Here is a 25,663-nt window from a genome sequence, read left to right on the forward strand (position 1 = left end):
GATAATGGGGTAATGACTGCACCGCGCATCCTCGTCGTTGACGACGAGCCGAACATCCGCGATCTTCTGATCACGAGCCTGCGATTCGCCGGTTTTCAGGTCAGGGCCGTCTCGAACGGCGCGCAGACGATCTCGGCCGTTCTCGAAGAAGAGCCCGATCTGATCGTGCTCGATGTCATGCTGCCCGACATGAATGGGTTCAGCGTCACCAAGCGTCTGCGAAGCGCGGGCTACACCGCCCCCATCCTCTTCCTGACCGCGAAGGACGAGACCGAAGACAAGATCGAGGGGCTCAACGCCGGGGGCGACGACTACGTCACGAAGCCGTTCAGCCTCGACGAGATCGTCGCGCGCATCCAGGCGATCCTCCGCCGCACGATGCAGGCCGACGAAGAGGCCGTCATCCGCGCCGGCGAGCTGTCGATGGATCAGGACACACACGACGTCAAGGTCGGCGAGGTCTCGATCGACCTCAGCCCCACCGAGTTCAAGCTGCTGCGCTACCTGATGCTCAACCCCAACCGTGTGCTGTCGAAGGCTCAGATCCTCGACCACGTGTGGGAGTACGACTTCAACGGCGACGCCGGCATCGTCGAGAGCTACATCTCGTACCTGCGCCGCAAGATCGACCCGCACTCCACCGAAGCGCTCATCCAGACCAAGCGAGGCTTCGGCTACATGCTGAAGGCCGGCAAGACCGCGTAGGGGGCACCCCTGAGCGATCATCACGATCCCGACAAGGTCACCCGGTGGTGGCGGGGCGTCAGCCTTCGCGCCAAGGTCACCGGGGTCACTGTGGCGATCCTCGCGATCGGTCTGTTCGCCTCGGGCATCGCGACCATGGCATTCGTGCGCAACGCCCTCGTCGTCGCCCAGGACGAACAGCTCGTCGCGCGCGCCTCGTCGAACCTCGGCGCAGGCCTGCTCGATATCACGGTGGATCCCGACACCAACCAGGTGCAGATTTCGCTGACCGATCAGGCCGCGGCGGGCGACTACTTCATCGCCGTCTACGCGGCCGGCGGCGAGTCGTTGGGCGGCCGCCCGAGCGGGGGCGGGCCCATCTGGCCCGAGGAGTACAAGCTCGAGACGACGGTATCTAAGCTCAGCGCGGTCTTCCCTCTCGTCGGCCCGGACGGCGATCTCTACCACGCGAGCGCGGGCATCCTCGATCCGGAAGTCAACGGCGAGCTCTACACCCAGGTCATCGCGCAACCACTCGCCCCGATCGATCGCACGGTGGCGACGTTCTTCGGCGTCTTCACAATCCTCGGCCTCATCACGATCGCGGCCGGAGCTCTGATGACACGGCTCCTCGTGACCCAGACGTTCCGACCCCTCGGGCAGGTGGAACGGGCCGCGATGTCGATCTCGTCCGGAGACTTCAGCCAGCGACTGACACCCGGCGACCCGCGCACCGAGGTCGGAAAGCTCACCGGCGCGCTCAATACGATGCTCGACCGCGTGGATGCCTCGCTCAGCCAGCGCGAGGCAACCGTCCGCCAGATGCGGCGCTTTATCGGCGACGCGAGCCACGAGCTGCGCACGCCCCTCGTGACGGTGCGCGGCTACGCCGAGCTGTATCGGATCGGTGCCATCCGTGGCGACGAAGACACCGCCCAGGCGATGGAGCGCATCGAGAAAGAGGCGATCCGAATGGGCGTGTTGGTTGAGGACCTGCTCGCCTTGGCACGCCTCGACGAGCGTCGCGAGGTCGAGATCGCGCCGATCGATCTGCGCCCGATCGCACGTGATGCCGGCATGGATCTGCGCGCCGCCGCACCGCAGCGCACCGTGACGGTGATCGACGCGGATTCTCTGGTGGCGCGCATCGCCGCCGAGGAGGAGGGCGCGACAGCCACGATCCCGGTGGACACCGATCCCGCGGAGAAGGATGCCTCCGCCCCTCGTCGACGCGGCGGGGCGACTTCCGCTGCGCGCGCACGCTCTCTCCTCCGCCGCATCCCGCGACCCGTTCCGGCGCCTCGCGGTGGATCCGCGGATGATTCTGCCGGCGGCCCTGCTCAGCTGTCGTTCCCGACTAAGCCGATCCCGGTCGCCGTGAGTCGCCCGCCCGTCGTGCTCGGCGACGAGAACCGCATCCGTCAGGTCATCGCGAACCTGCTCGGCAACGCGCGCCGCTTCACCTCCGACGATTCGCCGATCGAGATCGTGGTCGGCTCCGACGTCACCGCGGTGAGCCAGACCGCGCCTCTCGGCATGGCTTGGGTTGCGATCGTCGACCACGGCGAAGGCATTCCCGAGCAGATCCGCGACAACATCTTCCAGCGCTTCTGGCGAGCCGACTCTTCGCGCACGCGCGAGACCGGCGGCTCCGGCCTCGGGCTCGCGATCGTCGCCTCGATCGTCTCGGCGCTCAACGGCACCGTCGAGGTCGAAGACACCCCGGGCGGTGGCGCCACCTTCCGGGTCTCGTTCCCCATTGCGCCGGAATCGACGCTGCACCTCGACACGCAGCCTCTACCCGAGCTTCCGCCGCTGCCCCCGCTCCCGCCGCAGTCCGCTCGTTGAGCAAGGGCGCAGCCCGAGTCGAAACGCACCTCAGCGCCGCACCGGCAAGCGGCACCGGCACGCGGCACCCCAGCACCGCTCCCCTGGCACTTGTTGTGGTCTCCGGGCGCCTCGAACCCCGATTAGTGCCAGCGGAGCGGGGCGGACCCCTCCTCCCCAGAGGCACGCGAGCAAGAATGGGGCGTCATCGGATGCCTAGGGGGCAGGCGCGAGCCGCGAAGCACGTAGCGTCGGGGCACCCGCCATCACCCGGCAACCCCGATCTGCACCTCAAGGAGACCCATCATGGCTGTTTTCACCGTCGATTCCGACGCCGTCATCGCGCAGTCCGCCGCGATTCGCGGCACGATCGACCGCATCCAGTCCGAGTCCCAGTCGATGCTCGGACAGCTCATCCAACTCCAGTCCGCGTGGACCGGTCAGGCATCCGCAGCATTCCAAGAAACCATCGAACGGTGGCGCACGACGCAGCGACACGTCGAAGAGAGCCTCGCCGCCATCACCCTGGCGCTGGAGTCCGCCGGCCGACAGTATGCGGACGCCGAGATCACGAACGCCGCCCTGTTCCGCTGACCTGCCCACGCGCAGAAGGTCCGGCAGACAAGAAGAAGGGCCCCGGCCTGACGCCGGGGCCCTTCTTATGCTTCGCGCGGGACTTAGAAGTCCATGCCACCCGTGGGGTCGCCCGCCGGGGCGGAGACCTTCTCGGGCTTGTCGGCGACGACGACCTCGGTCGTCAGGAACAGACCGGCGATCGACGCCGCGTTCTGCAGGGCAGAGCGCGTCACCTTGGCCGGGTCGATGATCCCGAGAGCGAACATGTCGACGTACTCACCGGTCGCGGCGTTGAGGCCGTGTCCGATGGGCAGCTCGGCGACCTTGTTCGCCACGACGCCGGGCTCGAGTCCAGCGTTGAGGGCGATCTGCTTGAGCGGCGCTTCGATCGCGACGCGAACGATGTTCGCACCGGTCGCCTCGTCACCCGTCAGGTTGAGCGTGTCGAACACGTTCTTCCCGGCCTGGATCAGAGCCACGCCACCACCGGCGACGATGCCCTCTTCGACGGCGGCCTTCGCGTTGCGAACGGCGTCCTCGATGCGGTGCTTGCGCTCCTTGAGCTCGACCTCGGTTGCAGCTCCCGCCTTGATGACGGCGACGCCACCGGCGAGCTTGGCGAGACGCTCCTGGAGCTTCTCACGGTCGTAGTCGCTGTCGGTGTTCTCGATCTCGCGGCGGATCTGGGTCACGCGACCCTCGATCTGCTCCGAGTCGCCGGCACCCTCGACGATCGTGGTCTCATCCTTGGTGATGATGACCTTGCGTGCCTTGCCGAGCAGGTCGGTGGTCGTGTTCTCGAGCTTGAGACCGACCTCTTCGCTGATGACCTGACCACCGGTGAGGATGGCGATGTCCTGCAGCTGCGCCTTGCGACGGTCGCCGAAGCCGGGAGCCTTGACAGCAGCCGACTTGAAGATGCCGCGGATCTTGTTGAGCACGAGAGTCGCGAGAGCCTCGCCCTCGACGTCCTCGGCGATGATGACGAGCTCCTTGCCCTCCTGGATCACCTTGTCAACGACCGGCAGAAGGTCCTTGATGTTCGAGATCTTGGAGTTCGCGATGAGGATGTAGGGGTCCTCGAACACGGCTTCCTGGCGCTCGGGGTCGGTGACGAAGTAGGGGTTGATGAATCCCTTGTCGAAACGCATACCCTCGGTGAGCTCGAGCTCGGTGCCGAACGTGTTCGACTCCTCGACGGTGACGACGCCTTCCTTGCCGACCTTGTCGATCGCCTCGGCGATCAGGTCGCCGATGGTGGTGTCGGCGGCCGAGATCGATGCCGTGGCGGCGATCTCTTCCTTGGTCTCGACCTCTTTGGCGCTCTTCAGCAGCTCGGCCGAGATGGCCGCGACGGCCTTCTCAATACCGCGCTTGAGCGAGATGGGGTCGGCGCCGGCCGCGACGTTGCGCAGGCCTTCTTTGACGAGGGCCTGAGCGAGAACGGTAGCGGTGGTGGTGCCGTCACCTGCGACGTCGTCGGTCTTCTTGGCGACCTCCTTGACGAGCTCCGCGCCGATCTTCTCGTACGGGTCGTCGAGTTCGATCTCCTTGGCGATCGAAACGCCGTCGTTCGTGATTGTGGGGGCGCCCCACTTCTTCTCGAGCACGACGTTGCGACCGCGGGGGCCGAGCGTCACCTTGACGGCGTCGGCGAGGATGTTCAGGCCGCGCTCGAGGCCGCGACGGGCCTCTTCGTCGAAAGCGATGATCTTTGCCATGTGTGTGTCGTCCCTCCCGGACGTAGGTATTGGTTTAGCACTCCGGTAAGGCGAGTGCTAACGCCCATTCTGGCACTCACCCCCACCGAGTGCAAGCTGCGCATACCGGGGAGGACGGATGTCCCCGGCACGAGACATCCGTGCGGCGCGACCCCTCGGGTCCGGGTCAGACGACCGCGATGCTTCCGCCGCGCGCATTGGGCACGAGCTCGACCCACGTGTTGCCGGGGGCGAGATAGACCGGAGTGCCGTACTGGTTCGTGAGTTGGATGGGCGCATCGGCGGATGCCTTGGTCCACGTGACCTGGATGGTCTTTCCGCCCGTTGCCACCCATGCCGGCCCACTACCCATCATGACCGTCTTCGGGATGTCGCCGTAGGCCCAGTCGATGCTCACCGAAAGCGCGACGACATTGGTCGCCGCGAGCTGCCCGCCCGCGGAAGCCATGTCGGGCGCACCGTTCTGCGAACGTAGGTAGCGCCCGGATCCCGCGTCCCACCGCCACGACCGGCCTTCCTTCGCCGAGAAGAACAGATCGAATCCGTTGGCCGTGCTCCCGTATGCCGCGGCCGATGCCGTCTGCGGACGCTGCGAATACGCGAACTGCTGAGCGGGCGGAGGCACATCGGCGTACGCGGCGCGCAACTCTTGAGCTTTCACGATGACGTTGTGCGGCGCGGTCTTTGACCGGGTGCGGTACATGAAGCGATCGTCCACGCCGCCGTGGATGGCGTTGTGCACGGGTGTGTTGAGCATCATGTCCACGAAGCGCTGCTGGCCGCCGGAGTAGGCGATGAGTCCGCCGAACGGCGAGACGATGTCGGGATCCATCGGACGGATGCTTCGAACCGGGCCGATCTCGGCGGGCACGTCCGAGAACCAGAGCGCGACGTAGCGGGTCAGACCGCCCTCGACGAGCTCCTCGAACACGATGTCCGTGTGGTCCAGACCCACCTGCGGGCGCGCCGCGATGTGGTTGTCGATCTTCGCCGCGAGGGCGGGGCCCGTGATCGTCTCGGCCGGGACCTGCGTTCCGCGCAGGGGCTGCACGGCCAGCGGGGGCGCCTCGGGGGTGGGCGTCGGCGTGGGCGTGGGCTCGGCCGACGCCGTCGCACTGGGCGACGCCGAGGGCGAAGCGGCATCCGTCGTGTCCGCGGCGCACCCGCTGATCACGAGCGCCGAGACCAGGACGCCGACGGTTGCGGCGAGCCGCACGGAACGCGGGAGCGCGCGGGCCCGCGCAGGCGACTTCATGCGCGTCAGACTAGGGCGCACGCGACGGGTGAGGCCGTCGACACGGCGGGCGACGCGGAAGCCGACGCACCATCTGCCGGCGCGTCAAACGACGGGACATCCAAAACGCGCGTCAAGAAACGACGCGAACGGATTCTGCCTGCGGGCCCTTCTGGCCCGCGCCGACCGTGAACTCGACGAGTTGCCCCTCTTCGAGGACGCGGAAGCCCGTCATGTCGATGTTCGAGTAGTGGACGAAGACGTCCTGCCCCCCGTCGACCACGGTGATGAAGCCGAATCCCTTCTCGGCGTTGAACCATTTGACGGTGCCCTGGGTCATGCGTTAACTCCTGTGCTGCGCGGGTGAGACAGGGTCATGCTAGCCAGCGAAATCGCGCCAAAAGTGCCGCGAGGTCAACTGTTGACACGGGGGCCGTCAACTCGTAACTCTGCCGAAACATGCGGGCGAATAGGTGCGGCAATGCGCCCCTTCGCCGGGCTACGGGGCGGGTGTCTCGGTCGCGACGGGCTCGACGCGGTCGAGTCCGAGAACCACGGTCAGCTGCGTGACGGGAGTGCCGGGGAGCGGATACTCGGGGTCGAGCACGACCTCGGCCGCACCGATCACACCGGCGAGGCCGCGAGCGGCACCCTCCGCCTCGGGCGCGGCGTAGTAGACGGTCGTCAGCGGGAAGGCTCGATCGCCGGCGTTGCCCGCGAGCACGTTGGCCTCGGGCCATCCGTTCGCCACCAACTCGTCCTTCACCAGCGTCGCCTGTCCCTCCTCGGGCGTGCCGTTGAGCACGAGGACGGTGTACGAGGTGTCGACGACGGGTTCGGCCGTCGGGACGATCGAGACCGAGGGCGCGGGAGTCGGAAAGAGCACGATCTTGCCCTGCCAGATCATGCTCGCGAAGATGCCCAGCAGGATCAGGAAGATGGTTGCGACGAGCGCCCACAGGAAGGTCGTCCAGCCGCGGACGCGAGGATTCTCGGCCCGGTGTGCGCCGACACGGCCGGGGGACGCAGAGATGTCGTCGAATCGATCGGTGGGGGGCGTGGGCACCTCAGAATGCTACCGGCGGACGCGTGTGCGAACCCTCAACGCCGCGGCCGGCGGGGGTTCAGAGTCCGAGCGCGCCTTCGCGGGCGGCTCGTTCAGCGTCACGCTGATCGCGGACCCGGCGCAGACGCTTCACCAGCATCGGGTCGTAGGCGAGGGCTGCTTCGGTCTCGATCAGTCGGCCCAGCAGCTGGTAGTAGCGCGCGGGTGCGAGGTCGAGTTCGGCACGGATCGCCTCTTCTTTCGCGCCGACATGCCGACGCCACTCGGCCTCGAAATCGAGGATCGCGCGCTCATCGACGGTGAGGGCATCACTCGGGGATTCGGCCATGTCCCCAGGGTAGGTCGGCCGGACGCGTCAGCCCGCGCGCCACTCCAGCCAAGCGCCAAGCGGATCCGCCGCGGCCAGAATGCGCTCATCGTGGCTCAGGACGAACCCCGGCCATCCGGTCGCGTCCACCGGCGTCGTCCAGCGTTGATGAAGCGCGGGCGGATCCAGCGATATCCAGTGCACGCCGTCACTCCGCAGCTCGGCGAGCGCGTCGAACAGCCGCTCGCGCCCGGCACGGGGCACGTGCGGCAGGAGGCCGGGCGTGGTCACCACGACCGTCGCGTCGGGCGGCGCGGAATCCGCCAGGCGCCGGAGCGCCTCGGGATCGGTGGCGTCGCCCGCATCGATGCGTAGGTGCTCGGCTGCGGCAAGATCCAGCGCCGCATCGATGCGCGCCGCGCGGCCCGTCTCGCCGGGCCATACGAGCGCCGTGGCGAAGCGACGGTCGTCTGAGTCGGAGGGGTCGAGCGGGCGGAGGTCGAGCCCCGCACGCCAGACGATTTCGGGCATGCGCAGTTCGGGCGTGCGCAGTTCGGGCATGCGCAGGTCGGGCCGACGGTCGCCGCGCAGTTCGCACGTGAGCACGACCGAGGATGGGCCATCCGTGGGATCGAGGGCCGCACTCCCCGCCCCGCCGTACCGATACGAGTACCGGTCCGGCAGCAGGCACAGGCCCGCGGATGCCCCGAGTTCGATCAGCGCGATCGGCCCCTCGATCGCGGCGAGCGCCGGCAACAGCACGGCGCACCTTTGCGGTTCGTTGGTCTGCAGGGAGCGGACGGATGCGTCCGCGGCGAGTTCTGCTCCGTGCTGCACGAGCCAGTCCGCGAATGCCGCGTATCCACCGACTTCGGGCGCACCACGCAACCGAGCAAGGGCGAACACCAGCGGGGGCTGGCGGCGGTCGGCCGGGAGCCGTCCGATGACGTCGCACGCCGAGGCATCCGTCGCCACGCCACTCGCCCATTCGGCGTACAGGGCGGATCGACCCGGAGCCTCGATGAGCGCAAAACGCTCGTATCGCTCCGCAACTTGGTCTCGTGCCACTTGATCTCGCCCCACCTGATTCCGCGCCACCATGCCCTTATTCAATCGCGTAGGTGCCCGCGGATGCGTCCAGCAGGTCGCACGCAGGGTTGAATGGAGAGGAAGACAGGAGTGTGCGATGGACTACACCATCACCAAGACCGACGAGCAGTGGCGTGCAGAACTCGACGCCGACCGTTTCGCCGTGCTGCGGCAGGCCGCGACCGAGACGCCGTTCAGCGGCGAACTACTCGACGAGGGCCGCGCCGGCCTCTATACGTGCGGCGCGTGCAACGCCGAACTCTTCGAGAGCGGCACGAAGTTCGATTCCGGATGCGGGTGGCCGAGCTTCTACGAATCCGTCCGGCCCGACGCGGTCGAGCTGATCGAGGACGACTCGCTCGGCATGATGCGCACCGAGGTGCGCTGCGCCGCGTGCGGGTCGCACCTGGGCCATGTTTTCCCCGACGGCTACGGCACACCCACGGGTGACCGGTACTGCATGAACTCGCTCGCGCTGTCGTTCGAGCCCGAGAAGTGACCGCGCTCGACGCCGTCCGCGCGCGGCGTTCGTGGTCGAAGGTCACGGACGAGGCTCCCACGCACGACGAACTGCTCGAGTTGGTCTCGGCCGCGGGTCGGGTCGCTGATCACTCCGGGCTGCGTCCCTGGCGCCTGATCGAACTGCGCGGGGACGACCGTGAGACGCTCGGCCGCGCGATCAACAAGGCCGAGGGCGAGAAGGGCGCATCCAGCAAGCCGCGCCGCGCTCCCCTGCTGATCGCCGTCGTGGCGAGCTACCGCAAGAGCGACAAGGTGCCTCGCTGGGAGCAGGAGGCCGTGGCATCCGGTGTCGCTCACGTGCTCAGCCTGCTGCTCGACGAGGCAGGCTACGGCGTCCTCTGGCGCACCGGGCACTACACGCGGGCGAAGGCCGTGGCCAAGGCGCACGGGCTGAAGAAGAACGAAGAGCTGTTGGGGTGGCTGTACGTGGGCAAGAAGCCCGAGCGCACGCGCGGTGGCTTCCGACGCGGTGTGGATGCCTCGCGCTTCGTCTCGCGAATGCCCCGCCCCTAGCGCCGGCGCGGCAGCACGACCACGAGCACCGCGATGAGTGCGATCGCCACGGCGATGAGCGCGCGCGGTACGTCGAGGTCTGCATCCGTCGGCCACGCCACGTCGAGCACGACGGATGTCGCGAGCAGGCCCACGACCGAACCGAGCCCGAGCAGCAGCACTCCCGTGTACCGGACGAGTCCGGCCGACACGAAGATGTACACGACCCCCGTGGCACCGCCGAGATAGAGCCAGGGATTTGTCGGGAGCACCGCAGGGGGACCGACGACCGCAATGTGGATTGCGGCCGCGGCGCCGAGGATGATGGTCCCGCCCAGGAAGTTGACGAACGTCGCGGCGAAGGCCGACTCGACGCGCTGCCGCAGACGCCCGTTCGTCGCCTGTTGCCACGAGATGCCCGCGCCCGCGAGAAAGGGCAGGGCCAGCATCCACCACGGCACCGAAACCACGGCACTGCCGACCAGGCCCACAGCGACCGCGACGAGCGCGAGCGCTCCCCCACCGACGCGTCGCATCGTGACCGGAACGACTCCTGCGGGACCGTAGCCGACACGGTCGAGCACCAGTCCGCCGACCGTCTGCCCCGCGACGACCCCGACGGTGAAGAGCGAGACGCCGAGCAACCCGACCGTCAGGCCCTGGGTCGCGGTCGTGAGTGCGCCGGCGAGGCCGCCCAGAAGCATCCAGGAAGGGATGCTCCGTTCACGGACACCTACGAACAGTCTCCGCATCGCGGCTCGACCCGCGGGGGTGACCGGCGCGAGCACGACCAGGATGAGCAGACCCGATCCGAACGACACGAACGCCGCGAAGATTCCGTCCCCGGACTCGCTGCCGAGACCGCCGTTCATGCGCGCCTGGATGGCCGTCATCGCCCCGACGGACACGGCACCCAACGCCGAGAGAAGTACCGGGGGGCGCTGACGCATTGCCACTCCCCCCCTTTCGAATCGACAACGGGGCGTGAACCCCGGCGCCCTACTCCGAAGACGGCCGGGTATGACTTTACAGTCGGCATCCCGGCACTGTGGGGGCTCCGCGGAGGACTCCGGATCGGCTCGACGGGGCGTGGACGGAGCCCGTTCGGCGCCCTGCGAGACCCACTTCCCGCACGAACGCCTTCCGCCATCGCACCGCCCGATCTCACATAGGGGCGCCTACCTGTCGATCGAAGTATCGAGCGAGAAGGGCATCGGTCCGCCCGATACTGACGGCGCAAGCGGGTCCGGGCGTCGAGGTTCTTCGTCCCACACGTAGCCACCCATCGCGCTGCGCCGCGGGATGGCGAGTCTGTAACCACCGCGTTCCGCTTCTCGGGCATCGACGAGCGCGTTGGTCAGCTCCACGTACTCGAGCCCCGCGTCTGTCGACGAGAAGTCGCCCACGCTCACCCAATTCTGCGCGAAGTCCATCACCCGGTAGAGGCCTGCGGGACCGCCGTCGGCGGTAGCTCGGGTGAGCGCGCTCAAATAGTCGAGGCGCAGGACAGTCGGGATAATGACGCGCTCTTCGCCCTCAGCGACAAGTTCGTTGTTCATCGCAACCCGGGCCGAACGTCCGTTGCCGTCGATGAACGGATGCACCTCAGCCACCATGAACATCATGTAGACGGCGCGCCGGAACGGGTCTGCAATTTCCTGACCGATGCTCCACCCCGCCCGTAGGGTTCCTGGAACGAGGCTGTAGTCGACGAACTGCGTCATGCCGGCTTGATTGTTGCGGTCTTTCCACATCCCTGGCATAACGTCCGGCCGCTGGGACATCATCCGGTAGTGGCGCTCACGAAGAGCATCCATGAACGCGTCGGGCGAGGCGAAACGCTGCTCCATCTCCTTCCGATTGTTCACGACCTCATAGGTGCCGCGAACATCATGGGCGTCCCGTGGCCGACCGAAGTCCGCCTGCTCGAATACGACGGCTTCCGCCTCTCGAACTGGAAACTCGGTGCCTTCGATGAGGTTGGAGAAGTAGGCCTCGTAGAAGGGGATGAACTCGGTGCGGGCGATATCGACCGGTCGGCGACTCGCTGGGGCCTCGTTTCCCAGGCCGAATGCGAACGCCCTGAACCGCGCTACCCGGGTTTGGTCGTAGCTCTCGCCACGAGACGCCGCCAGCATGGCTGGTGAATCGCTGTCGAGCGTTGGACGTTCGCCATAGGCGGCTTGGAAGAAGACCCTGATGTCGTCAGCGCCACTCGCGCTCGCCTGCTCCTCTACCTGCGCGATAAGTCGATCCGACATCGATCGCGGCTGGGCGGCGGCAATCCGTGCGATGCGTTCGTGGAGCTCGGCACGCGTGAGCAGGCGTCCGTCTACGGGTGGCCGACCGCGTCCAGGGGCGTTGTCTGCGAGCGCCCGCGCGGTCGAGGCCGCGAAGAGTCCCTTGCCCATGGGGATGTCGTCATCCTGCCGAGGGCTCGACCGCCCGTCGGGATATACGGTGAGTCCGGGAATCTTCAGCGGCGTGGAACGTGGGTGTGACACGTAGATTGCGCCGTCAACGGGACGATAGTCGAAGCCGCTCCGATATGTGATGACGGCTCCGGGAAAGACCTTCGCGAGGATGTCAGACCATCGAAGCCGCACAACTTCCTCTGCGGGGAGACTCACCTCATCGGTGTAGATTCCTCGCGCTACACGTTTCAGAGTTCCGTTCTGCACGCGCCGTGTGGGCTCAGCGGAGTTCGAGAAGTCCTCACTTGTGAAGATGGCCATGTAGGAATCTCCGACCAAAGCTCGCGTATGTAGAGATTATCTCACAAATAGACCATTTCGTGTAGAAAAATACGGTCAATTCGGTCGCGATTGTCGGAACTCTTCAGCCTGAGGCACTTGAGCCGACTACGGGACTTGAACCCGTAACCCCCTAATTACAAGTTAGGTGCGCTACCAATTGCGCCAAGTCGGCAGGTCCACCAGTCTATCGACGACGACCGCACGCCGTGAGCCCGGGCAGAGAGCGAGCCGCTCACTCGTTACGGGGTCGGCGACGGGGTGGTCGTCGGAGTGACTGAGGGCGTGGGGGTCGGCGTCGAGAAGTAGGCCTCGCTCGCCAGAGTGAGCACGAACTGCGCGAACTCCTTCGCATCGCTCAGGTCGCCGTTGTACGGCGTGCCGTTGACGTAGACCTTCGGGCCGGTCAGCGCCGCGTCGGTGCCCGCGACGGGCTCGGCCAGTGCTCGCGCGGTCGCCTTCTGCGCCCACGGCACGAAGCTCGCGTTCTCGATGCACCGCGTGACCCGCTTGGGGTTCTCAACACCCACGGCTTGCGCGAGGACGGCCAGATCGGTGTCGCTGAGCCCGTCTGTGTCGAGCTCAGGGCGCTGCTCGAGCAGTTTGTGATTGAACGCGAAGAACGACGTCGGCGCATACGTCGCAACGCACGCAGCCGCACCCGCTGAACGCAGGGAGTATTTGGTCCCGTTGGACTTGCCCGTCAGGAGTGCGACCGGGTGATATGAGATCGCCGCCGCCCCCTCCGACACCCATTCCGACAGCTGCTGGGCGTTCGCGAGCTGGAAGTCGGAGGATGCCTCGGACAGGTAGTCGACATAGACCTCGACCTGCAGCGGCTGCTGGGTCGACGTCGGCGCGGGCGTGGCGGGCTCCGCCGCATCGGGAGCCGTGGCATCGGAAGACTCGGGCGGGGCTTCCGCCGCACCGCCCCCGGAGAAGGATGCCAGGACGCTCGAGGGAATCGAGTCCACCACGATTCCGTCGTCCTGCACGGCGGGTGAGAGCTGCGGCTGCGACGCCGCCTCGCCGAGCGTCCAGGCAACGGCGACGCCAGCCCCGACGACGATGGCTGTCACGACGACACTGCCGACGACGATCCGCGCGACGCGTCCACGACGCTGGCGGGCCTGCACGGCCGCCGCCTTCTCGCGGACCGCCTCGCGGCGGTCGCGACGCGCGGGGACGTTGGGCGTCTCATCGCTCGACATGAAACCTCTGAATCGCTCGGGCCGAAAGCATCGGGTGCTTTCGGGTAGGACGCGCCCGGGAAAGCGACATCCGCAATCGATGGTAACCAGAGAGGCTGGGAATCACCCAGACGGGGCGCCTATTGCTGTGCCATAATTCGGACAGGCGCACTGATGCGCCCGCGGCGGCTCACACCCGCCACTTCCATTCACTACGGATCGTCCGGCACGTACCTGCCGGTGAAGGAGAAAACAATGGCATCCGTCACGTTCGACAACGCCACCCGCCTGTACCCCGGAGGCGAGCGTCCCGCCGTCGATAAGCTGAGTCTCGACGTCGCAGACGGCGAATTCCTCGTTCTGGTCGGCCCCTCCGGCTGCGGAAAATCCACGTCGCTGCGCATGCTCGCTGGCCTCGAAGAGGTCAACTCGGGCCGCATCCTGATCGGTGACCGTGACGTCACCGATGTCCCGCCGAAGGATCGCGACATCGCGATGGTCTTCCAGAACTACGCCCTGTACCCGCACATGACGGTCGCCGAGAACATGGGCTTCGCCCTGAAGATCGCCGGCATCGGCAAGGACGAGCGCGCCGCCCGCGTGCTCGAGGCCGCGAAGCTGCTCGACCTCGAGCAGTACCTGACCCGCAAGCCCAAGGCCCTCTCGGGTGGTCAGCGTCAGCGCGTGGCGATGGGTCGCGCCATCGTCCGCCAGCCGCAGGTGTTCCTCATGGATGAGCCGCTGTCGAACCTCGACGCCAAGCTCCGTGTCCAGACGCGCACCCAGATCGCGTCGCTCCAGCGGCGTCTCGGCGTCACCACGGTCTACGTGACGCACGACCAGACCGAGGCGCTCACCATGGGTGACCGCATCGCCGTGCTGAAGGACGGCCTGCTGCAGCAGGTGGGTACGCCGCGCGACCTGTACGAGACGCCGAAGAACGTCTTCGTTGCAGGCTTCATCGGCTCGCCCGCCATGAACCTGTTCACGGTTCCCCTCGTCGAGGGTGGCGTGCAGTTCGGCAACACGGTTGTCGCGATCGAGGCCGACACCCTCAGCCGCGCGAACGGCAGCGAGGTCACGATCGGCATCCGCCCCGAGGACGTCGTGCTCGCCGGAGCGGACGGCCCGGGCCTGTCGGTCACGGTCGACCTGGTCGAAGAGCTCGGCGCCGACGGTTACCTCTACGGACACGCGGATGTGGGCGGCCAGCGCACCGACCTCGTCGCTCGCGTCGACGGACGCCGCCACCCGAGTTCAGGTGAGACGATCAGCCTCGCACCAATCCCCGGACACATGCACGTGTTCGACGTCGTCTCGGGCGAGCGCCTCAGCGACAAGCCCGTCGTCTCGGCGTAACTCCCTCGTGCGGCGCGGGTCCTCCTCGGAGGCCCGCGCCGCACGCATTTTCCCGCGCCCGCAGGACCGGAAATCGACCGAGGAGGAACCGTGAGCGATGCCCTCAACATCACCGCGAGCGAGGTCGATCCGGGCTTGCTGACTTTGCCGTGGTCGGTGCCGCTCGCTGAGTGGCCGAGCAGCACGATCGTCTCACTCCCTAAGGGGCTCTCGCGCCACCTGGTGCGTTTCGCAAATCTGTCCGGCCGCGTCGTGGCTGTGAAAGAGACGACGGCCGAGATGGCGCGGCGCGAGTACGAGATGCTCGGGAACCTGCACCGGCTCGACGTGCCATGCGTCGACCGCGTCGCGGTGATCGCGGGGCGCAAGGATGCCTCGGGCGAGCCTCTCCCGGCCGCCCTGGTGACCGCGCACCTGAAGTTCTCGCTCCCCTACCGCGCCCTGTTCACACAGGTGCTGCGACCCGACACCGCGACGCGCCTGGTCGATGCGCTCGCGGTGCTGCTGGTGCGCCTGCACAACGTCGGCTTCTTCTGGGGTGATGTGTCGCTCTCGAACACGCTCTTTCGCCGGGATGCCGGCGCCTTCGCCGCGTACCTCGTCGACGCCGAGACGGGCGAGCTGCACGAGAACGGGTTGACCCTCGGCCAGCGCGAGCACGACCTCGATGTCGCACGCACCAATATCGCGGGCGAGATCATGGACCTCGAGGCGGGCGGCCGGCTCGAGGGCGGTGTCGAGGCGGTCGAGATCGCCGACGGCATCCTCTCGTCGTATCACTCGCTCTGGGCGGCCCTCACCGATCAAGAGAGCTTCTCGTCGGCGGAGTCGTGGCGCCTGACCGAACGCGTGCAGCGGCTGAACGCCCTCGGATTCGACATCGGCGAGATGTCGATCCAGGCAGCCCCCGACGGCACGCGCGTCTCGATCCAACCGAAGGTCGTCGATGCCGGGCACCACCAGCGACGTCTGATTCGGCTGACGGGACTGGACGTCGAGGAGAACCAGGCGCGGCGGCTGCTGAACGACCTCGACGAATTCCGCGCCCGGGTCTCACGCCTCGGCGCCGACGAAGAGATGGTCGCTCACGAGTGGCTGACGCGCGTCTTCGAACCCGTCGTCAAGGCCATTCCCTACGACCTGCGCGCCAAGCTCGAACCCGCCGAGGTGTTCCACCAGGTGTTGGAGCACAGGTGGTACATGTCGCAGGAGCGCGGATCGTCCGTTCCTCTCGCCGAGGCACTGACGTCCTACGTCAACAATGTGCTGCGCCATCGCCGGGACGAGGCCACCATCATGGGCCCGCCGACCGAAACCCTGGCGCTCTCGGTCATCCCCGAGGACGCGCCCATCGAGCCGGACCCCGAGGCAGACGCCGTCGACTGGCGCGACCTCGTCTGACACGCGTTTCGACTCGGCCTGTGGCCTCGCTCAACGAACGAGCGCCCCGGTCGTTGAGCGAGCGCCAGCGAGTCGAAACGACGCGACTCGACTCGACGCGGGACTAGTACCCGACGGTGAAGCGCTCGCGCGTGTGCTTCGGGGCCTCGATCTCGTCGAGCACCGCAACCGCGAGGTCTGCGCCCGAGATGAAGGATTCGCCATCCGCATCCGTGACGATGACGTCGCCGCCGTCGCGGTACGAGCCCGTCCGCTCACCGGGGTTCCACATGCCGAACCCGCCAGCCGGGTGCACGAAGAACCAGTCGACCGGCGGGTCGCCCGCCTGCAGGTCTTCGAGAATGCCGATGGCCTCGAAGGCCTCGGGCTTGTATTCCTCGGTGAAGCTCGGCAGATCGATGACTCGCGGGCCGCCGGGGGCAGAGAGACTCCCGCCCGCACCGCCGATCACGCCGATCCGCGTTCCCGGTTGGAGCGTCGCGACGAGCTCGGCCACGGCGGGCCGGACGAGCCCCGCCATCTCGCCCCGTGCGGGAACAGACAGGATGACGACCTCGGCGCCCTGGATCTCGGCGACGAGGCCGGGCACGTCGAGCAGCGAGCCCTCGATGTACGTGACGCCTTCTTGGCGGTCGGATGCCGCGGTCCGCGCGACCGACAACGCGGTGTGTCCGCGCCGGGCCGCCTCGGCGACGATGTGGCTGCCGGCGTAGCCGGTTCCTCCGATGACAACGATGCGAGACATCCGGGGTCCTTTCGCGTTCTGTTGAGCGGGTCGTTCAGTCGCCGACGGAGGCTCGCAGCGTCGACACCTGATACAGGGCGACGGATGCGGCGATGCCGGCGTTGAGCGATTCTGTGCTGGCAGAGATCGGGATCGAGACGATCTGGTCGCAGGTTTCCGCGACCAGGCGCGACAGGCCCTTGCCCTCGCTGCCGACGACGATCACGATCGGACGGTCGGCGAGCTCGAGTGCGGGCAGCGACACATCGCCATCACCGTCGAGTCCGAGCACGAACACTCCCTGACGCTTGAAGTCCTTCAGCGTCGAGGTGAGGTTCGGTGCAACCACGACGGGGGTGCGTGCTGCGGCGCCGGCGCTGGTCTTCCACGCGGCGCTGTTGACGCTCGCCGACCGACGCTGCGGCAGGATGATGCCGTGCCCGCCGAATGCCGCGGTCGACCGGATGATCGCGCCGAGGTTACGGGGGTCGGTGATGCCGTCGAGGGCGACGAAGAGCGGCAGCTTGCCGGAGTCGATGATCTTCTCCAGCAGGTCCTGCGGGTGTCCGTACTCGTACGGGGGTACCTTCAGCGCGACGCCCTGGTGCACGCCGTCGAAGCCGGCCATGCGGTCGAGTTCGGGGCGCGTGACCTCGAGCACCGGGATCTCGCGGTTCGCCGCGAGTGACAGCATCTCTTTGACACGGTCATCCATCTCGACTCGCTGCGCGATGTAGAAAGCCGTTGCGGGGATCTTCGCCCGCAGCGCCTCCAGCACCGAGTTACGACCGGTGACGACCTCGGTTTCTTCGTCTTTCTTCGCCCGGGGTGCGCGCCCCGAGTTCGGGTTCGAGCTGGGGCGCCCCTTGCCGCCGGCGGCCGTGAAGCGTTCGGCCGCGGCCTTGCGCTTACCCGCCGGGTGCCACGCGCGGTCCTCGGCCTTGGGCGTCGGCCCACGACCTTCGAGCGAGCGCTTGTTCTTTCCGCCCGTGCCCTTTGTGGGGCCCTTTTTGCCCCTGCTCGCGCCGGGTCGTCCTGGCTTAGCCATCGATGCTCCAATGCGTGCCGTCTGAGGTGTCTTCTAACGTGATGCCGGCCGCCGCGACGGCGTCGCGGATCCGATCTGCCGCCGCCCAGTCCTTGCCATCGCGCGCACGCGCACGCTGGTCGATCAGGCTCGTGACCAGAGTATGCAATGCGCGGGCCTCCGCGCCGTCCGAATGCCCGCGCCAGCGCTCGGACATCGGGTCGATCCCGAGAATCCCCGCCATCGTGTGCACGTGGATAGCCGCGGTCGTCGCTACATCGAGGTCTCCCGCGTCGAGCGCCGCGTTCCCCGCGCGCACCGTCTCGTGCAGCACGGCGAGCGCCTCGGGAACGCCCAGGTCGTCGTCCATCGCGGCGACGAATGCCTCGGGAAGGTCGGTGGCGAGCCATCCGTACTCCCCACCGCGGGCGCGGCCCAGCCGCACGAGGAAGGTGCGCAGCCGCTCGAGTGCCGACGCCGCCTCGGCGAACGACGATTCGGTGATGTCGAGGTTTGACCGGTAGTGCGCCGAGACCAGGGCGTAGCGAACGACGAGCGGGTCGTAGGCGCGCAATATGTCTTCGGCGAGCACGAAGTTGCCGAGCGACTTCGACATCTTCTGTCCGTCGACGGTGACGAGTCCGTTATGCACCCAATACCGGGCGAAGGGATCCCCCGCCGCGGTGGTCTGCGCGAGCTCGTTCTCGTGGTGCGGGAAGCGCAGGTCGAGCCCGCCGCCGTGGATATCGAACTCGGGACCGAGGTACCGACGCGACATCGCCGAGCACTCGATGTGCCAGCCCGGGCGACCATCGCCCCAGGGCGATTCCCAGGTTGCGCTATCGGGTTCGCCCGTCTTAGCGCCCTTCCACAGCGCGAAGTCGCGAGGATCCCGCTTGCCGCGTGGATCGGCATCTGCGGCCGGCTCCATCGCGTCGAGCGACTGACGCGTGAGCGTGCCGTACGCGGGCCACGATCGAACGTCGAAGTAGACATCACCCTCGGCGGCGTAGGCGTGCCCCTCGGCGATGAGTCGAGCGATCAACTCCTGCATCTGCGGAATCGAGGCCGTGGCGCGGGGCTCGTAGGTCGGCGGACGGATGCCGATCGCGGCATACGCGTCCGAGAACGCCAACTCCATGCGGTATGCGAGTGCCCACCAGCTCTCGTCGGGCGTCGCGTTCGCGAGCACCTTGTCGTCGATATCGGTGACGTTGCGGACGTAGGTCACGGCGCCGACCCGGTGCTCGAGCCATCCGCGCAGAACGTCGAAGGCCAGCGCGCCGCGCAGGTGCCCGAGGTGCGGGCCCGACTGAACGGTGGGGCCGCAGACATACATCGAGACGCGTCCGGGGTCGCTCGGCACGAAGTCGCGCAGTTGCTGCGCCTTCGTGTCGTAGAGCCGGAGAGTCACCTGCCTAGACTACCGGCGGGTCTTCGGCGCATCGAGCCGTCACAAAACGCTCGATCAGGGCGACGGATGCAGCGGTTCGCGACGGTTCGACGCCCCGAGCCCGGCGGGGTAGAACTGAGGGGTGCTTCCTGTCCTCGCCGTGCTCGCCGCGGCCGTCCTCTTCGGCACGACCGGCACGTCGCAGGCGCTCGGCCCCGAAAACACCACGCCTCTCGCGGTCGGAGCCGTGCGCCTCGTGATCGGCGGGACGGGCCTTGCGATGATCGCCTTCGTACTCGCCCACCGCGCGCACCGCCGCGGTACCGTCGCCCCGCGTCCCCGCCTCACGGCCGCCCCCCTGGGCCTCATGGCGCTCACAGGCCTGTGCCTCGCGCTCTATCAGCCGCTGTTCTTCCTCGGCACCGCCCGAAACGGCGTGGCGGTGGGCACCGTCATCGCGCTCGGCTCGGCGCCGATCCTCGCCGGTGTGCTCGAGTGGTCGCTGACGCGCCGCCGTCCGAGCGGCGCCTGGCTGCTCGCCACGGCACTCTCCACCGTCGGTGTCGCCCTCCTGGGAATCGGCGGCGGGACGGATGTCGCGGGCGCCGGCGGGACTGACCCCCTCGGATTCCTCGGCTCGGTCGGCGCGGGCGCGACCTTCGCCGTCATCGCCAACGCCCAGCGGCGACTGCTGGATGACGGGTGGGACCCGTTCACCGTGGTCGGCGCGATGGGCGTGGGCTCGGCGGTGCTCTCGGCCTGCGTACTGCCGTTCGTCGACCTTGTATGGCTCCGGGAACCCGCGGGCGTGGTGATGGCCGTATGGCTCGGCATCGGGACGATCTCCGTCGCCTACGTGCTGTTCACGTGGGGCCTGAACGGGCTGACCGCGGCGACCGCCGCGACGCTGACCCTCGGCGAGCCGCTGACCGCCAGCATCCTGGGTGTCACGGTACTCGGCGAGCAACTGAGCGTTCTCGCCGTCACGGGACTCCTGGTGCTCGCCGTCGGCCTCGTCACCCTGGCGTGGGGCTCGCGCGCGCCCCGGGATCCGAAGCCTTTCGCCGTTGAGGCGTGACGCTCGAACGGGAACACGTCAGACGGGAACGAGCTAGACGGGCAGGTGTCAGACGGGGATGACGAGAGCCACGGCGAAGGCCGCCACACCCTCACCGCGCCCGGGGAATCCGAGTCCGTCCGTCGTCGTCGCGGCGATCGAAACGGGCGCACCGAGAGCGTCGGACAGCGCCGCTTCCGCTTCGGCGCGACGGGTCGAGAATCGCGGTCGGTTCGCCTGGAACTGAACGGAGACGTTTCCGACAGCCCAGCCCGCGTTACCGAGCAGCTCCCGCGTCCGCGTCAAGAAGGCATCCGCGTGTGCCCCCGCGAACTCGGGACGATCGACGCCGAAGTGCGTGCCGATGTCGCCGAGCCCGGCGGCGGAGAGAAGTGCGTCGACGATCGCGTGCGCGACGGCGTCGCCATCCGAGTGCCCCGCCAGTCCCGGTTCGCCCGGCCAGTGCAGCCCCGCGAGCCAGAGCTCGGCGGCAGCGTCCCCGGCAGCATCGACGACCTCGAAAGCGTGAACGTCCGTACCCACGCCCACCCGGGGCGCACGCCCGCCGGTTTCGAAGCGTGCATGTGCGGGCGCGATCGGGACGATCAGTCCTCGCGCGCGATCCATGTCGGCCGGTGTGGTGATCTTGAACGAGAGGGCGTCACCCGGCACGGTGACAATCGGATGACCCGCGGCAGCCACGAGCGCCGTGTCGTCCGTGTAGTCCTGCTCGGCGCTCCCGTAGGACGCGACAAGCACTCCGCGGGGAAACCCTTGCGGGGTCTGAGCCGCCGCGAGATCGGCACGATCGACAGCCTCGAGGACGACATCTCCCCCGACTCGCTTGATCGTGTCGATCACCGGGAGGGTCGGAACGACGCCCGACCCGGTTCGGTCCACCGCCTCGACGACCCGCTCGAACACGGCGGGCGGGGTGAGGGCCCGTGCCGCGTCGTGCACCAGCACCACCTCGACATCGGCCCAGAGTGCACCCAGACCCGCGGCGACCGAGCGCTGCCGCGTTTCGCCCCCGGTGACGACCGAGATCAGATCGCGCCGACGACCACTCTCGAGCGCGGGGGCCTCTTCCGACGCGGCCAAAGCCTCGGTCAGGGCATCACCCTCACGCCCGGCGGGCGCGACGATGACGACCTGCATCGGACCCGCGGCGAGCACGCCCCGCAGGGCATGGCTAAGCATCGAATGTTCATCGATGCCGACGAAGGCTTTCGGGGTGCCCGCGCCGAGGCGCGTGCCGGAACCGCCCGCGACGACGATGATGCCGACACGAGGAGATGGCGTGATGCTCACGCCGGGAGCCTAGCTTGCGAGGACCTCGTCGAGCACGACACCGGCGCGCTCTTCGTCGGTCTTCTCGGCCAACGCGAGCTCGGAGATGAGGATCTGGCGCGCCTTGGCGAGCATCCGCTTCTCACCCGCGGACAGACCGCGGTCCTGGTCGCGACGCCACAGATCGCGAACGACCTCGCTCACCTTGATGACATCGCCGGAAGCGAGCTTCTCGAGGTTCGCCTTGTAGCGGCGAGACCAGTTCGTGGGCTCTTCGGTGAAGGGTGCGCGAAGCACCTCGAAAACCTTGTCGAGACCCTCTCTGCCGATGACGTCGCGAACGCCGACGAGGTCGACGTTCTCTGCGGGTACCTCGATAACGAGGTCGCCCTGAGTGACGTTGAGCTTCAGGTATTTCTTGGTCTCGCCCTTGATGACCCGGTCTTTGACTTCGATGATCGTCGCGGCCCCGTGGTGCGGGTAAACGACCGTTTCGCCAACCTCAAAAAGCATGCAGTTATGTCCTTTCGGCAACCTACAGAATACCACAGGGACCATACGCTAAGGTGCGCCGCGCACCGGGCGCAGCAGCGATCAAGCGGGCCCCCTAGAATGAGACCGCAATGTCTGCGATCTCCCTGGAGGACCCGTGAAATCCCGTCGGCTCGCGTCTCTGGCTCTTGTGGCCGCCGTTCTGGTGGGAACTTCCGGGTGCGCCCTGATCGCGCCGCAGGCGACGCTCATCCCCTACGCACCCGCCGACGGCGTCTCTGCGAAAACGGGCGATGTCGCCGTGCGCAACGCGCTCGTCGTCTCGGATGACGGAATCGACGGCAACTTCCTCGCCGCCTTCGTCAACGAGAGCACCGACCCCGTGACGCTCCGGGTCGAGTACGGCGAGGGTTCCGACAAGACGGAACTCACCGTCCGGCTGGCCGCGAGCGAAGCGATCAGCCTCGGCATGGACGGCGAGAACGACCCGCTGCCGTTCCCCAACATCGACACGATCCCGGGCGCGACCATGCCCGTCTACTTCCAGGCCGGCGACGCCGAGGGTTCCCTCGTCGAGGTGCCCATCCTCACGGGCGAAACGAGCTACCTCGAACAGTTCGTTCCCTGAGCGCCCGTCACTCCGACTCGAAGCGGTACCCGAGCCCTCGCACGGTCACGAGCATCGTCGGCTCACTCGGTGTCCGTTCGATGCGTGAACGGATGCGCTTGATGTGCACATCGAGCGTCTTGGTGTCGCCGAAGTAGTCGCTTCCCCACACGCGGTCGATCAGCTGGCCCCGGGTCAGAACGCGACCGGCGTTGCGCATGAGCACCTCGAGAAGCTCGAATTCCTTCAGCGGCATACCGATCTCCGAACCGTCCACCGAGACGCTGTGGCGGTCGATGTCGAGGGTCACACGACCGCCGGCGAGGACATGCTCCTCGAGATCGGCGTCGGGCTCGGCGGTGCGACGAAGAACCGCTCGCATACGGGCGAGCAGTTCGCGTGCGGAGTATGGCTTGGTGACGTAGTCGTCCGCTCCGAGCTCCAGCCCGACGACGATGTCCACTTCGGAGTCCTTCGCGGTGACCATGACGATCGGTACCGCCGACGTCTGACGGATGCGTCGGCACACCTCGGTTCCCGACATGCCCGGCAACATGAGGTCGAGCAGCACGATGTCGCATCCACGCTCTTCGAATGCGGAGACGGCCGCGGGGCCATCTTCGGCGATCTCGACCTCGTAGCCTTCACGGCGCAGCAGGTAGGCCAACGGTTCGGCCAGATCGGGTTCGTCTTCGACGAGGAGGACCCGGGTCATGTCTTCTTCTCTCCCTCGGGGGCGCGTTCGGCGTTCATGGCGCCTCGGCGTTTCTTCGTGGTGTCGTTCGCCTTACGACGGTTGGTCGACTCGCTCGTTTTCCGGCGGCGGCGGGGCTTCTCGGTTTTTTCGGGGGCCGATGAGCGCGGGAGCCGGATCGTGAAGGTCGATCCTCGTCCGGGCTGCGACCACACGCGGACCTCGCCGCCGTGGCGCTGAACGGCGTGCTTGACGATCGCGAGCCCCAGGCCGGTGCCGCCCGTGCGGCGAGAGCGCGCTCCGTCGGCACGGTAGAAACGCTCGAAGATGCGCTGCTGATCGGCCTCGACGATGCCGATTCCCTGATCGGTGACGGCGATTTCGACCACTTTGTCTTCGACGCGCACACCGACGCCCACGCGTCCCCCCTTCGGGGAATACGCGACCGCGTTGGCAATCAGGTTACTGACGGCCTCGATCAACATGGTCGGGTCGCCCCGGACGATCGCCCCCCGGTCGCCACCACGCAGCAGTTCGACACCCGCAGAATCCGCCTGCACGGCGTTCGACTCGACGGATGACGCGACAACCTCGTCGATCGAGACGTCGCGCGGCTCCGGCAGCTCGTCCGCGGCTTGCAGTCGAGACAGACCCATGATGCGACTCGTCAGGCGGGACAGGCGTGCGGCTTCGGCCTGCAGTCGCACAGCGAACGCACGTACCTGCGGCGGGTCGTCGGCGGCAGATTCGATCGCCTCGGCGAGCAGGCTCACGGCACCCACCGGCGTCTTGAGTTCGTGGCTGGTGTTAGCGACGAAGTCGTACCGCATCTGCTCCAGGCGCTCCTGCTCGGTGACGTCGTCTACGACGAGCAGGACGTGCGTGCCGTCCAGCGATGCCGCGCGCGCCGACACCAGCCGACCCTCGGTCGCAAGCAGAGCAGTGCCCCCTGCGGCTCGGCGCATGCGAAAGCGCGCGCTCTCCGCTCCACCGGATGTTCGCGTCGCGCGAACCAGCACGCGCAGGTCTTCGACGCTGATCACTTCACCCGCCGACATGCCGAACCCCGGTGCAGCGGGTGAGGCCGCAACGACGGTCAGCGACGCATCCACGACGGATGCGGCACCTTCCATGGCGTCGAGCACCTGCAGAACACCGGAGGGTACGGTCACGGCCGCCTCCGCCTCAGCACGCTCCGCCGCTCGCAATGCCGCAAAGACGAGGGTTGATACGCCGAGACCTATCACCGCTCCCGCAAGTAACGCGAGGAGCGCGATCTGCACCGGGTCCATGAGACCCAGCGTAGGGTCACGCGTCGGGAACGGCGGACCGGGACCGCAAGAGCGTGGCGCACGCCCGGGTACTATTCACCGGAGCGGCACCATCCGTTAACCTTCGGCGGAGATGATCGCGGAGGTCGCGGGCGCCGTGTCCGACCGACCGGGAAAGGGACCAGCACCGTGCGCGAAGTCTTCCATCAGTCCCTCGAGGACGTCCAGGGGCGCCTTGTCGAGATCTCCGAGCTCGTCGCTACCGCGATCGAGAAGGCCACCCAGGCGTTCGGCTCGAGCGACGTCTCGCTCGCCGAAGAGGTCATCGACGCCGACAGCATCATCGACGAAAAGGCCGTTGCGCTCGACGAGCTGGCCATCGAGATCCTCGCGCGCCAGCAACCCGTCGCTCGCGACCTGCGCATCGTCGTGAGCGCTCTGCGCATGTCGGCCTCGCTCGAGCGGATGGGGGACATCGCCGAGCACATCGCTCAGCTGACCCGCTACCGCTTCCCTGAGCGCGCGATCCCCAAGGGGCTGAAGAGCACCTTCACGAGCATGGGCCAGGTCGACGTGCAGATGGCGCAGAAGCTCTCCGAGCTGCTGAGGACGCAGGATGTCGCCATCGCCGAAGAGATTCGCAATCTCGACGATCAGCTCGACGACCTCCACGTTTCGGTTTTCGAGAAGGTCCTCGGCGAAAACTGGCAGGGCGAGGCGATGGCGACGGTCGACGCGACCCTCGCGAGCCGTTACCACGAGCGCTTCGGCGACCACGCCGAGTCCGTGGCCAAGAAGGTCGTCTACCTCGCGACGGGCGATTGGTCGGACGCCACAGGCGCTACCCTCGCTTAGCCTCGACACCGAAACGGGACCGGATGCCTCGG

26 protein-coding genes and 1 tRNA gene are annotated in these 25,663 nt (G+C 67.5%); 10 read left to right on the forward strand and 17 right to left on the reverse strand.

Annotated elements, in window-relative coordinates; all coding sequences use genetic code 11:
* The first annotated feature begins 12 nt into the window (after nucleotides 1–12).
* The 3 genes from ACXZ1E_RS05125 to ACXZ1E_RS05135 all read left to right on the forward strand — a co-directional run bounded on the left by ACXZ1E_RS05125 (nucleotide 13) and on the right by ACXZ1E_RS05135 (nucleotide 3,105).
* On the forward strand, nucleotides 13–705 hold the full coding sequence (locus ACXZ1E_RS05125; protein WP_100813479.1) for a response regulator transcription factor: 693 nt from the start codon (nucleotides 13–15) through the stop codon (nucleotides 703–705).
* 90 nt (nucleotides 706–795) lie between these two features.
* The gene (locus ACXZ1E_RS05130; protein ID WP_458042334.1) at nucleotides 796–2,532 is read left to right on the forward strand and encodes a sensor histidine kinase; all 1,737 of its coding nucleotides are present in this window, start codon (nucleotides 796–798) and stop codon (nucleotides 2,530–2,532) included.
* A 285-nt stretch (nucleotides 2,533–2,817) separates the two neighbouring features.
* Nucleotides 2,818–3,105 (forward strand): WXG100 family type VII secretion target, encoded by a 288-nt coding sequence (locus ACXZ1E_RS05135; protein ID WP_458042335.1) that lies wholly within the window; start codon nucleotides 2,818–2,820, stop codon nucleotides 3,103–3,105.
* An 83-nt stretch (nucleotides 3,106–3,188) separates the two neighbouring features.
* Here the strand turns inward: ACXZ1E_RS05135 and groL are convergent, their stop codons facing one another.
* The 6 genes from groL to ACXZ1E_RS05165 all read right to left on the reverse strand — a co-directional run bounded on the left by groL (nucleotide 3,189) and on the right by ACXZ1E_RS05165 (nucleotide 8,483).
* Nucleotides 3,189–4,808 (reverse strand): chaperonin GroEL, encoded by a 1,620-nt coding sequence (gene groL / locus ACXZ1E_RS05140; protein ID WP_458042336.1) that lies wholly within the window; start codon nucleotides 4,806–4,808, stop codon nucleotides 3,189–3,191.
* A 166-nt stretch (nucleotides 4,809–4,974) separates the two neighbouring features.
* Nucleotides 4,975–6,063: a DUF3048 domain-containing protein gene (locus tag ACXZ1E_RS05145; protein ID WP_458042337.1), complete on the reverse strand. Its 1,089-nt coding sequence runs from the start codon at nucleotides 6,061–6,063 to the stop codon at nucleotides 4,975–4,977.
* Nucleotides 6,064–6,175: 112 nt separating this feature from the next.
* A complete protein-coding gene (locus ACXZ1E_RS05150; protein ID WP_100811699.1) occupies nucleotides 6,176–6,382 on the reverse strand; it encodes a cold-shock protein in 207 nt (68 codons plus the stop codon).
* A gap of 159 nt (nucleotides 6,383–6,541) precedes the next feature.
* Complete coding sequence (locus ACXZ1E_RS05155; RefSeq protein ID WP_458042338.1) at nucleotides 6,542–7,108, reverse strand: LytR C-terminal domain-containing protein; 567 nt, start codon at nucleotides 7,106–7,108, stop codon at nucleotides 6,542–6,544.
* Between the two features lie 58 nt (nucleotides 7,109–7,166).
* Nucleotides 7,167–7,436 (reverse strand): DUF3263 domain-containing protein, encoded by a 270-nt coding sequence (locus ACXZ1E_RS05160; protein ID WP_458042339.1) that lies wholly within the window; start codon nucleotides 7,434–7,436, stop codon nucleotides 7,167–7,169.
* A gap of 27 nt (nucleotides 7,437–7,463) precedes the next feature.
* Nucleotides 7,464–8,483, reverse strand: coding sequence for a DUF2332 family protein (locus ACXZ1E_RS05165; RefSeq protein ID WP_458042340.1), 1,020 nt, complete (start codon nucleotides 8,481–8,483; stop codon nucleotides 7,464–7,466).
* A 118-nt stretch (nucleotides 8,484–8,601) separates the two neighbouring features.
* Between ACXZ1E_RS05165 and msrB the strand changes: the two genes are divergently transcribed.
* Together msrB and ACXZ1E_RS05175 are read left to right on the forward strand one after the other, a co-directional pair.
* Nucleotides 8,602–9,003: a peptide-methionine (R)-S-oxide reductase MsrB gene (msrB, locus tag ACXZ1E_RS05170; RefSeq protein WP_458042341.1), complete on the forward strand. Its 402-nt coding sequence runs from the start codon at nucleotides 8,602–8,604 to the stop codon at nucleotides 9,001–9,003.
* On the forward strand, nucleotides 9,000–9,539 hold the full coding sequence (locus ACXZ1E_RS05175) for a nitroreductase family protein (protein ID WP_458042342.1): 540 nt from the start codon (nucleotides 9,000–9,002) through the stop codon (nucleotides 9,537–9,539). The genes msrB and ACXZ1E_RS05175 overlap by 4 nt, the downstream gene beginning before the upstream one ends.
* Here ACXZ1E_RS05175 and ACXZ1E_RS05180 read toward each other — a convergent pair.
* The 4 genes from ACXZ1E_RS05180 to ACXZ1E_RS05195 form a co-directional block, all read right to left on the reverse strand.
* Entirely contained in the window at nucleotides 9,536–10,468 is a 933-nt protein-coding gene (locus ACXZ1E_RS05180; protein WP_458042343.1) for a DMT family transporter, read from the reverse strand. The two genes, ACXZ1E_RS05175 and ACXZ1E_RS05180, sit on opposite strands and share 4 nt — an antisense overlap.
* Nucleotides 10,469–10,696: 228 nt before the next feature.
* Nucleotides 10,697–12,253, reverse strand: coding sequence for a Fic family protein (locus tag ACXZ1E_RS05185; RefSeq protein ID WP_458042344.1), 1,557 nt, complete (start codon nucleotides 12,251–12,253; stop codon nucleotides 10,697–10,699).
* Between the two features lie 120 nt (nucleotides 12,254–12,373).
* Nucleotides 12,374–12,446: transfer RNA gene (locus tag ACXZ1E_RS05190), tRNA-Thr, on the reverse strand.
* Nucleotides 12,447–12,513: 67 nt separating this feature from the next.
* Nucleotides 12,514–13,482: a DsbA family protein gene (locus ACXZ1E_RS05195; RefSeq protein ID WP_458042345.1), complete on the reverse strand. Its 969-nt coding sequence runs from the start codon at nucleotides 13,480–13,482 to the stop codon at nucleotides 12,514–12,516.
* Nucleotides 13,483–13,716: 234 nt separating this feature from the next.
* Between ACXZ1E_RS05195 and ACXZ1E_RS05200 the strand changes: the two genes are divergently transcribed.
* Together ACXZ1E_RS05200 and ACXZ1E_RS05205 are read left to right on the forward strand one after the other, a co-directional pair.
* Nucleotides 13,717–14,820: an ABC transporter ATP-binding protein gene (locus tag ACXZ1E_RS05200; protein ID WP_458042346.1), complete on the forward strand. Its 1,104-nt coding sequence runs from the start codon at nucleotides 13,717–13,719 to the stop codon at nucleotides 14,818–14,820.
* A 90-nt stretch (nucleotides 14,821–14,910) separates the two neighbouring features.
* Nucleotides 14,911–16,221 carry a DUF4032 domain-containing protein gene (locus ACXZ1E_RS05205; protein ID WP_458042347.1) on the forward strand — a complete coding sequence of 437 codons (1,311 nt, stop codon included), beginning with the start codon at nucleotides 14,911–14,913 and terminating at the stop codon, nucleotides 16,219–16,221.
* Between the two features lie 103 nt (nucleotides 16,222–16,324).
* Here the strand turns inward: ACXZ1E_RS05205 and ACXZ1E_RS05210 are convergent, their stop codons facing one another.
* From ACXZ1E_RS05210 to cysS, 3 genes are read right to left on the reverse strand one after another with little or no spacing between them, the layout of a single operon-like run.
* Complete coding sequence (locus tag ACXZ1E_RS05210; RefSeq protein WP_458042348.1) at nucleotides 16,325–16,966, reverse strand: NAD(P)-dependent oxidoreductase; 642 nt, start codon at nucleotides 16,964–16,966, stop codon at nucleotides 16,325–16,327.
* Nucleotides 16,967–17,000: 34 nt separating this feature from the next.
* Entirely contained in the window at nucleotides 17,001–17,993 is a 993-nt protein-coding gene (gene rlmB, locus ACXZ1E_RS05215) for a 23S rRNA (guanosine(2251)-2'-O)-methyltransferase RlmB (RefSeq protein ID WP_458042349.1), read from the reverse strand.
* Nucleotides 17,986–19,386, reverse strand: coding sequence for a cysteine--tRNA ligase (gene cysS / locus ACXZ1E_RS05220; protein ID WP_458042350.1), 1,401 nt, complete (start codon nucleotides 19,384–19,386; stop codon nucleotides 17,986–17,988). Before cysS ends, rlmB begins: the two co-directional genes overlap by 8 nt.
* Before the next feature lie 121 nt (nucleotides 19,387–19,507).
* Here cysS and ACXZ1E_RS05225 point away from each other — a divergent pair, with 121 nt between their 5' ends.
* A complete protein-coding gene (locus tag ACXZ1E_RS05225) occupies nucleotides 19,508–20,443 on the forward strand; it encodes a DMT family transporter (RefSeq protein ID WP_458042351.1) in 936 nt (311 codons plus the stop codon).
* Nucleotides 20,444–20,491: 48 nt separating this feature from the next.
* Here ACXZ1E_RS05225 and ispD read toward each other — a convergent pair whose 3' ends face one another.
* Entirely contained in the window at nucleotides 20,492–21,733 is a 1,242-nt protein-coding gene (gene ispD / locus ACXZ1E_RS05230; RefSeq protein ID WP_458042352.1) for a 2-C-methyl-D-erythritol 4-phosphate cytidylyltransferase, read from the reverse strand.
* A 9-nt stretch (nucleotides 21,734–21,742) separates the two neighbouring features.
* The gene (locus ACXZ1E_RS05235; RefSeq protein ID WP_458042353.1) at nucleotides 21,743–22,225 is read right to left on the reverse strand and encodes a CarD family transcriptional regulator; all 483 of its coding nucleotides are present in this window, start codon (nucleotides 22,223–22,225) and stop codon (nucleotides 21,743–21,745) included.
* 136 nt (nucleotides 22,226–22,361) lie between these two features.
* Between ACXZ1E_RS05235 and ACXZ1E_RS05240 the strand changes: the two genes are divergently transcribed.
* Nucleotides 22,362–22,832, forward strand: coding sequence for a DNA modification methylase (locus ACXZ1E_RS05240; RefSeq protein WP_458042354.1), 471 nt, complete (start codon nucleotides 22,362–22,364; stop codon nucleotides 22,830–22,832).
* A 7-nt stretch (nucleotides 22,833–22,839) separates the two neighbouring features.
* Here ACXZ1E_RS05240 and ACXZ1E_RS05245 read toward each other — a convergent pair whose 3' ends face one another.
* Complete coding sequence (locus ACXZ1E_RS05245) at nucleotides 22,840–23,526, reverse strand: response regulator (RefSeq protein ID WP_458042355.1); 687 nt, start codon at nucleotides 23,524–23,526, stop codon at nucleotides 22,840–22,842.
* Nucleotides 23,523–24,797 carry a sensor histidine kinase gene (locus ACXZ1E_RS05250; protein WP_458042356.1) on the reverse strand — a complete coding sequence of 425 codons (1,275 nt, stop codon included), beginning with the start codon at nucleotides 24,795–24,797 and terminating at the stop codon, nucleotides 23,523–23,525. Before ACXZ1E_RS05250 ends, ACXZ1E_RS05245 begins: the two co-directional genes overlap by 4 nt.
* A gap of 168 nt (nucleotides 24,798–24,965) precedes the next feature.
* On the opposite strand from ACXZ1E_RS05250, the gene phoU reads away from it, so the two are divergent.
* A complete protein-coding gene (phoU, locus tag ACXZ1E_RS05255; RefSeq protein WP_458042357.1) occupies nucleotides 24,966–25,631 on the forward strand; it encodes a phosphate signaling complex protein PhoU in 666 nt (221 codons plus the stop codon).
* Nucleotides 25,632–25,663 lie beyond the last annotated feature (32 nt).

This window comes from Pacificispira sp. HM-600 (assembly GCF_977993705.1).

Bases quoted from the DNA above. Each gene is read 5' to 3' on its own strand.
- ACXZ1E_RS05125 (WP_100813479.1), top strand. From the start codon at position 13: ATGACTGCACCGCGCATCCTCGTCGTTGACGACGAGCCGAACATCCGC.
- ACXZ1E_RS05135 (WP_458042335.1), top strand. From the start codon at position 2,818: ATGGCTGTTTTCACCGTCGATTCCGACGCCGTCATCGCGCAGTCCGCC.
- groL (WP_458042336.1), bottom strand. From the start codon at position 4,808: ATGGCAAAGATCATCGCTTTCGACGAAGAGGCCCGTCGCGGCCTCGAG.
- ACXZ1E_RS05145 (WP_458042337.1), bottom strand. From the start codon at position 6,063: ATGAAGTCGCCTGCGCGGGCCCGCGCGCTCCCGCGTTCCGTGCGGCTC.
- ACXZ1E_RS05150 (WP_100811699.1), bottom strand. From the start codon at position 6,382: ATGACCCAGGGCACCGTCAAATGGTTCAACGCCGAGAAGGGATTCGGC.
- ACXZ1E_RS05160 (WP_458042339.1), bottom strand. From the start codon at position 7,436: ATGGCCGAATCCCCGAGTGATGCCCTCACCGTCGATGAGCGCGCGATC.
- msrB (WP_458042341.1), top strand. From the start codon at position 8,602: ATGGACTACACCATCACCAAGACCGACGAGCAGTGGCGTGCAGAACTC.
- ACXZ1E_RS05180 (WP_458042343.1), bottom strand. From the start codon at position 10,468: ATGCGTCAGCGCCCCCCGGTACTTCTCTCGGCGTTGGGTGCCGTGTCC.
- ACXZ1E_RS05185 (WP_458042344.1), bottom strand. From the start codon at position 12,253: ATGGCCATCTTCACAAGTGAGGACTTCTCGAACTCCGCTGAGCCCACA.
- ACXZ1E_RS05195 (WP_458042345.1), bottom strand. From the start codon at position 13,482: ATGTCGAGCGATGAGACGCCCAACGTCCCCGCGCGTCGCGACCGCCGC.
- ACXZ1E_RS05200 (WP_458042346.1), top strand. From the start codon at position 13,717: ATGGCATCCGTCACGTTCGACAACGCCACCCGCCTGTACCCCGGAGGC.
- ACXZ1E_RS05210 (WP_458042348.1), bottom strand. From the start codon at position 16,966: ATGTCTCGCATCGTTGTCATCGGAGGAACCGGCTACGCCGGCAGCCAC.
- rlmB (WP_458042349.1), bottom strand. From the start codon at position 17,993: ATGGCTAAGCCAGGACGACCCGGCGCGAGCAGGGGCAAAAAGGGCCCC.
- ACXZ1E_RS05235 (WP_458042353.1), bottom strand. From the start codon at position 22,225: ATGCTTTTTGAGGTTGGCGAAACGGTCGTTTACCCGCACCACGGGGCC.
- ACXZ1E_RS05245 (WP_458042355.1), bottom strand. From the start codon at position 23,526: ATGACCCGGGTCCTCCTCGTCGAAGACGAACCCGATCTGGCCGAACCG.
- ACXZ1E_RS05250 (WP_458042356.1), bottom strand. From the start codon at position 24,797: ATGGACCCGGTGCAGATCGCGCTCCTCGCGTTACTTGCGGGAGCGGTG.